This window comes from Pseudoalteromonas sp. 5Ae-yellow (genome assembly GCF_014077565.1).
GTDB lineage: Bacteria > Pseudomonadota > Gammaproteobacteria > Enterobacterales > Alteromonadaceae > Pseudoalteromonas.
The window spans coordinates 1-6,987 of sequence record NZ_JACGWD010000118.1 but is presented as its reverse complement, the minus strand read 5'-3'; the positions used below and the strand labels follow the sequence as shown (position 1 = coordinate 6,987).

6 protein-coding genes are annotated in these 6,987 nt (G+C 37.9%); 2 read left to right on the top strand and 4 right to left on the bottom strand.

The features are described 5' to 3' along the window. Positions 1–191 precede the first annotated feature (191 nt). The 4 genes from H4J63_RS19260 to H4J63_RS19245 all read right to left on the bottom strand — a co-directional run bounded on the left by H4J63_RS19260 (position 192) and on the right by H4J63_RS19245 (position 4,715). Positions 192–1,730: a glucan biosynthesis protein gene (locus H4J63_RS19260; protein WP_182198033.1), complete on the bottom strand. Its 1,539-nt coding sequence runs from the start codon at positions 1,728–1,730 to the stop codon at positions 192–194. 508 nt (positions 1,731–2,238) lie between these two features. Then, positions 2,239–3,015, bottom strand: a complete 777-nt coding sequence (locus H4J63_RS19255) for a hypothetical protein (protein WP_220467254.1) — start codon at positions 3,013–3,015, stop codon at positions 2,239–2,241. Between the two features lie 592 nt (positions 3,016–3,607). Next, positions 3,608–3,859: a Rho-binding antiterminator gene (locus H4J63_RS19250; RefSeq protein WP_024604525.1), complete on the bottom strand. Its 252-nt coding sequence runs from the start codon at positions 3,857–3,859 to the stop codon at positions 3,608–3,610. Continuing rightward, a complete protein-coding gene (locus H4J63_RS19245; protein WP_259365849.1) occupies positions 3,798–4,715 on the bottom strand; it encodes a YkgB family protein in 918 nt (305 codons plus the stop codon). Before H4J63_RS19245 ends, H4J63_RS19250 begins: the two co-directional genes overlap by 62 nt. A 286-nt stretch (positions 4,716–5,001) precedes the next feature. On the opposite strand from H4J63_RS19245, the gene H4J63_RS19240 reads away from it, so the two are divergent. Together H4J63_RS19240 and H4J63_RS19235 are read left to right on the top strand one after the other, a co-directional pair. Next, the gene (locus H4J63_RS19240; protein WP_010553576.1) at positions 5,002–6,468 is read left to right on the top strand and encodes a DASS family sodium-coupled anion symporter; all 1,467 of its coding nucleotides are present in this window, start codon (positions 5,002–5,004) and stop codon (positions 6,466–6,468) included. 97 nt (positions 6,469–6,565) lie between these two features. Beyond that, positions 6,566–6,886, top strand: coding sequence for a GNAT family N-acetyltransferase (locus H4J63_RS19235; RefSeq protein WP_259365848.1), 321 nt, complete (start codon positions 6,566–6,568; stop codon positions 6,884–6,886). The last annotated feature ends 101 nt before the right edge of the window (positions 6,887–6,987 follow it).

The following is a 6,987-nucleotide window of genomic DNA, read 5'->3' as shown; positions in this document are numbered from 1 at the left end:
TATGCTGTTTAAATTCATTAAAGCTAGAGCGATAGGGTAATAGCTCTAGCTTGGCATACTGGCAGGATCAGTCAATAGCTAAAAAAGATCCTTAGAAAATAATTTGTCTTGGTGAATAGTTACAAAAGAACAAGGATAAAAAGCGCCTGAGTTCATTTAAGAACAATATGCTAAACAGTTACTTTAAGGTCTTATTTAATCGTTACCTTTGCATCACTTACCCATGTCTCAGTTATAGCTTCATCATTTTTATCAACTAAATACGCGCGTATGTTCACCGGATTGTTGTTAGCTTGTTTGTAGTCAAACGCTAATCGCCATTGGTTTGTACCAACTACCGGATAAACTCCAATAGGTTCTAGTATTTCACCGTTGCTGGCTTCAACAATCGGCTTTATACCACTTTTGTTATCTAAGCCTTTAAATACTGGACCTTCAAAATCAATCACCATCTTGTTAACGCCTTCAGGAATAGGCTGGCCGGGAATTCCGCCTAAGCCTTGGCGAGTATTTACAACGCTTGCAAGCGTTTTTGATTTTGGATCGAGTGGACGCCATTCAATATCATAAGAAAAGGTAAACTCATCACCTTTGCGCGCCTCTTTTTCGGGCACCCAGTAGGCAACAATATTGTCGAACGTTTCATCTTTTGTAGGAATTTCGATTAACTGTACTGCGCCTTTGCCCCAATCGTCAGTAGGTTTAATCCACGCTGATGAACGCTTATTGTAAAATACGCCGTCGTCCTGGTAGTTATTAAAGTCACGATCTCTTTGGATTAAGCCAAACCCTTTTGGGTTCTCATCAATAAAACTATTGGTCGACACCGACTGAGGATTATTTAATGGGCGCCAAACGTATTGACCCGATCCTGTGTGAATCGCCAGGCCATCGCTATCGTGAATTTCTGGGCGCCAATCTTTAGCTCCTGTTTTATCTTTTTGTGAGTACCAATACATACTGGTTAACGGTGCTACGCCTAAGCGTTCAACATCGGCGCGCATATACAAATTAGCCGTTACAGAGGTAATATGGCCTTTGGCTTCTTTGTTATCTTTACTTAAACCAAACCGATAAGCACCAGTGATAGAAGGCCCTTCAAGCAATGCCCAAACAGACACACTTTCACCTTTTTTCTCTGCGGGGCCAATCCAAAATGCAGAAAAGCGCGGAAATTCTTCTGGCTGATTCATACCCGTATTAATTGCAATACCTCGGGCTGACAGTCCATATTGTCCCTCTGGCCCGTCAGTACGAAAATAAGACGCGCCTAAAAAAGATATCCAATCTGGTTTCATATCTGGGCGCATTATTCTAAAGCCTGCAAATCCAAACCCTTCTGGGAGATCGTGAGCTGGGCTATTATCAGGCATATCAAAAACGTCATTACTAAAAGGTACATTTTGAACCTGATTTTTATCGTCTCTGATGTAAATACTTACTGGCTCAGGAAAATATCGCCCTGGGTAAAATAATTGTACAGGTGCCTTTTTTCCACTTGGGTATAAGGTTTCATCTTCTTTAAAGCGTATTTTCCAATGTTCGTCATACGTAATTTTATCGATTAACTCCGGCGCTGGCACCTTAGTTGACGTATAGGGCTTTTCGGCTGAGGCTTTTGCCAGCGCTTTTAAGTCTTCGAATGAAAACTCCGTTTTATCTACTGCTTCTGTCGCGTAAGACGACATCGAAGTGCTAAAAATAATTGCGATAAATAACTTTAATTTCATAAAAAGAATGTCCAATAAATTGAGTCAAATAAAAATGGGAACGCTGCACGAGCGTATGTTTAACTTAAAGTTCTGCATGAATATTACGTGACGTAATATGAACTAGCGTTTACTAAAGTATTGTTATTTGACTACAGGACCTCCTATAATTATTTTTTTAGGCTATTGATTTTCAGGGAAATTGCGCGCGTTTAATGATACCGCTGAAGTAAAAATAAGCGGGGATAGCGCAATTTATTGAACGAAGCCCTCAGGAGGTATGGATATATTTAGGTTTTAGTTGCCCACTTTTCTAAGGCAAAAATTTGTAGAGTGGCTGGTTTTTCTAATCGTTATAGGTGCATAGTTGATTTTAGGCTAAAGCGTATTATAAGCAGTAAAAGTGAAGGATAAGCCATATAACCACACTATTAGAACGCTGGTATTTAAATGGATAACGATTGCATTTAAGTGTTGAAAAACAAAGAGGCTCACCACTTTTAAAATTTGCAATTAATAGCTAATTTTACTAGCCGTCCATCTCAGGGCGTGTTGTTACGTGTTTGATACGCTCTTTCAGTAACCGACCCTTTGCAACTGATTCATTTTTTAAAAAGTTAACCATAAAATGATAATCAGGGTGTGTTTTTAAATTACGACTAACAAAATACACGTTAGTTGTATTAATAGAGAATGTTTCTCTAATACCCGCTCCTGGATTTTTGCCTGCTAACAGGCTTAGTTTTAGACCTGGAATGTTAAACACTATATGTTGATAGCCACCATGATTTTTAATAGTTGGAAAGCCCATTGATGGTGTATCTACTATTTGATTATCAACATATACAGCTAGATAAGTATTTGCAGGAAGTTCAGTATTTCCTAATAGGTAATCTGAAAAAGCAATCATGCTTTCTTCACGAATTGAATTCTTTGTATCAGGAATACCGAACCCACTCCAATCTGTTGCAGACAACCTCCAAGCAATGCTTACAGCAAAGTACATGAAATTAAACGCTATTTCGTCGCTTGGTGGAAAATACCATACTTCATCTTTTACATGAGACAACGTTTTAAACTTTTTTATCTTTGTAGCTAGTTTAAAACCGTTAGGACGAGCCATAAAAGATATTACTTTATCTTCCCCATTTTTGGAGAATTTCAATTCACAACGCTCACAAAGTAAATACTTTTTAGCTTGCTTGTCAGTATAGGCTGCTGATTTATTAGAACCATTAATCACAACAATGTTTTGTCCGTGTTCAGGGAAACCTTTACTAATTGATCGGTAAACAGCTTTAGGCATAAAGTGACTATCTTTAAGCTTCGCTGATTTCGTACACAATGCACAGATTCCGTTCACCAAACCTCCTAAACGTATAACAACTTATTGAACAACACTTTGAGAGTTATAACGCCCCAAAACGGCGTTTATTACATTGTTTAATAATTCCACTAACTAACTTTAATGTAAACAAGTAATTAGGCATGTAATAAAAAGGTCTTTGTTATTTTTCACCAAAACGATTTTTAATGATGTTATCGGACAAAATTAAAATAGCTATTTATATAAACAGTTGGTTCTGTCAGTTAGCTTTATTTATGCAGCTACCTTTTACGAGCATAATTAACAAACGTACGGATACTAAGCGCTAGTTAAGGCTTACTTATACTGGTTTAGCATTTTTATACGCTTTATTTATACGCTTTAATAGTTGGCATTTAGCCTTGTTCGGTGAAAAACTCGAGTAAAGAACAAAAGAAAGTTGTAGGAAAATTTTGGCTTTATGTATTTAGCGCGTAATTAGCTAAAGCATTGGTTAGATAAGCGAGCCTTAACATATTAATGATACAGACTCGCTAGAGATATTTATGATAAAAACGAATGAGTGAGGTGTTTACTTTACATCAAAGTTCACGTGGTCAAAGTATGGATTTTTCTCATGCGCTTTAAGTACACTAATTGTAGTAAGCACAATGAGTTGCAGCTCGCTATTTACGTTAACAACTATGCATTCGTCTCTATTAGCATTGCGTTTTGTGTCAGTTGCTACGCCACATACACCATCACCATTTTTTAATATAAGCTCAATGCTTAAATGGTGCATACAGGCAATTTCGATGTAGTCGTATTGGTTGCAACTGATCATAAAATCCCTCTTTTATATTATTTAGCCGGTTTAAAATCATTAAAAAAGCAATAACAACAAGGTTGGCTATATACCAAAGATCTTTAATTACAAACTGCCCTAAGCGATCCAATAAAGTGGAAGAACTAAATGCACCGGTGGCGGTAATTAAGAATGTTTGGGTCATCATAAATACGCTTAAACACGCTAAGCCACTTACAATAATTAGCTTTTTATTATTTAAAAATAGCCCTAAGCCCAATAACACAGCAAATAATACATCAAACCCGCCAATCACGTTAGACGCGCCTTGTACGCTAAATACCGTGTATAACCACGACATAAACGGTGAGGTTTCTACTAAACTTACAATGCCTTTTGCTTCAAACTCATAAAACTTCATGCCGCCAATCCACAATAAAACCATGGCAACCGGTATAAAGTTTAAAAGTACGTGTTGTTTGTCGGTAAGTTTGTCTTTATAAAATAAAAACAAATACAAAGGCACTACAGCAAAGTATTTAATTATGCCCTGCCCACTACCAATGATTGGAAAGCCGCCAAGTTGAGCCATCCAACGGTTGCTGGCAAACAAGGTAAGTAATGCTACTAAACTTATAATTGCTGCAAGTAAAAGTGCTGGCGTAGGTTTCATTAGTTTAAGGCGAGCGAGCACAGTGGCAAACGCTAAGGCAATCATAAATGAGCCACTAATCAAACCTAATGCAGATACAGACATTAGCGAATCAACGCCATAAAAACTAAACGTAGCCGTTAACGTGTTAGAGTTTGCTCCTAACGCAAACGATAAGCCAAGTAACAAAAAGCTACTCGCTAATAAAAAAGTAATCACGTTGTTGGTTAATTTTAAGTTCATTGTATTTCCTAGTATTCGTTAAGACTTACAAAGACCTTGCTAGTCGATAAAACAATTCAAGCTAACTCTTAAAAATATAAGAGTTGATTAAGCACAACGTAAGCTGTCATCAGGTAATATAATCAATCACTTTAGTTTATAGTTTATTACCTCTTTATTAATAAAATTAAATAAGTCTAATATTCATATGATGTGCGTCATTTTTTTTATTATAAAATGAAGTAGAATAACGTCGCCTTTTCAATACACAGAATGCATGCATTTCTAAAACTTAGGGACATTTTTAATGAAGGGTACTGATATTCGAGTTACCTCTGGACTGATTTCTATAGCCATTGTTTTACTACTTTGGTTTGCTGTACCGCCCCCGCAAGGTGTTACCGAAAACGCATGGCATTTGTTAGCTTTATTTATTGGTACTGTTGTTGCCATTATTGGTAAAGCAATGCCAATCGGCGCCATTGCTATTTTAGCTATTACCTCTGTTGCGTTAACTGGCGTAACTAATGACAGCCCATCTGGCGCTATTAAAGATGCATTAAGTGGCTTTTCTAATTCATTAATTTGGTTGATTGGTATTGCTATTATTATTTCTCGGGGTTTAGCTAAAACTGGTTTGGGAAATCGTATTGGCTATAATTTTATTTCTCTTTTTGGTAAAAAAACAGTTGGTATTGGTTACGCACTCGCACTTTCTGAACTTGTTATAGCGCCTGTAACGCCAAGTAATACCGCGCGAGGCGGCGCTATTATTCACCCAATAATGAAGTCGATAGCAACAAGTTTTGGCTCGTCCCCTGAGGAAGGTACATCTCGTAAAATTGGGCACTACCTTGCTTTAGTGAGCTACCATATAAACCCTATTACATCAGCTATGTTTATTACGGCGACTGCGCCAAACCCTCTAATTGTAAAGCTGATTGCTGATGCTACCGGTGCAAATATCAGTATTACTTGGAGTACGTGGGCGCTGGCAGCGCTTGTTCCTGGTTTGCTATGTATTGCCCTTGTGCCTTTGGTTGTTTATGCCATTTACCCACCTGAAGTTAAAAGTACGCCCGACGCTAAAAAATATGCAGAATCTAAATTAACTGAAATGGGCCCAATGAGTTATGGCGAAAAAATAATGGTGGGTGTTTTTGCTATGCTGCTTGTTTTATGGGCCGGCGTACCCGCAATGATTTTAGGGGCTGACTACGCGGTTAACACAACCGCAGTGGCTTTTTTAGGTTTGTCGGTTTTATTAGTGACTGGTGTATTAAGCTGGGACGATGTACTTAAAGAAAAGTCTGCGTGGGATACCGTTGTTTGGTTTTCAGCATTAGTAATGATGGCCACTTTTTTAAATAAACTAGGTTTGGTAACGTGGTTTTCAACACTTGTTGAGAGCAACATTGCGCAACTGGGCTTTGACTGGATTGTATCGGCCATTATATTGGTAGCTGTGTATTTTTATGCTCATTACTTTTTTGCCAGTACTACAGCACATATTACTGCTATGTTTGCCGCATTTTACGCCGCAGGTTTAGCGCTTGGCGCTCCGCCTTTATTTTTAGGTTTACTATTAGCTGGCGCTTCATCACTCATGATGTCGTTAACGCATTACGCAACAGGCACCTCTCCCATAGTGTTTGGCTCAGGCTATGTATCATTAAAAGACTGGTGGGTAATGGGCCTTATAATGAGCGTTATTAATTTAAGTGTATGGGGAATTATTGGCGGGCTTTGGTGGAAAGCACTTGGGTATTGGTAGTATTGCCTTTGTTAGTTTGGCTTGCACATTTAATACTGCGCACTTGTTTTGGTTAGTTCTACAAATATAAACATTGAGGCTGTTGCAAGGGAGCACTATGGTTTTTAAATTCATAAAGGCAGCATATTCAGACCGAGACTACTTATTAAGCCTCAGAAAACTGACTATGGTTGAACACTTAGAAAATGCCGGGTTATTTTTAACTGAGCAACAGCATGTTTTAAGGCTTGATGACCAATATAACTGCTCCTATCTTATAGTTATAAATGAGGTACCAATTGGTACTTTAAAATACCAAACGTACGCTCAATACGTTGAAATAATGCAATTACAAATACATCCACTGCATCAAAATAAAGGGTATGGGAAAGCGGTTATTGAACAAGTTATTAGTAAGCGTCTAGCGAACCACACCTAGCATCGATGTTCTGATTATCTAAAAATACCTGCTCAATGATAAATTCGGAGCAGGTGATGAAAACTTACAGAACAAGCGCACAGTGGCAGCAGCTTTTGCTG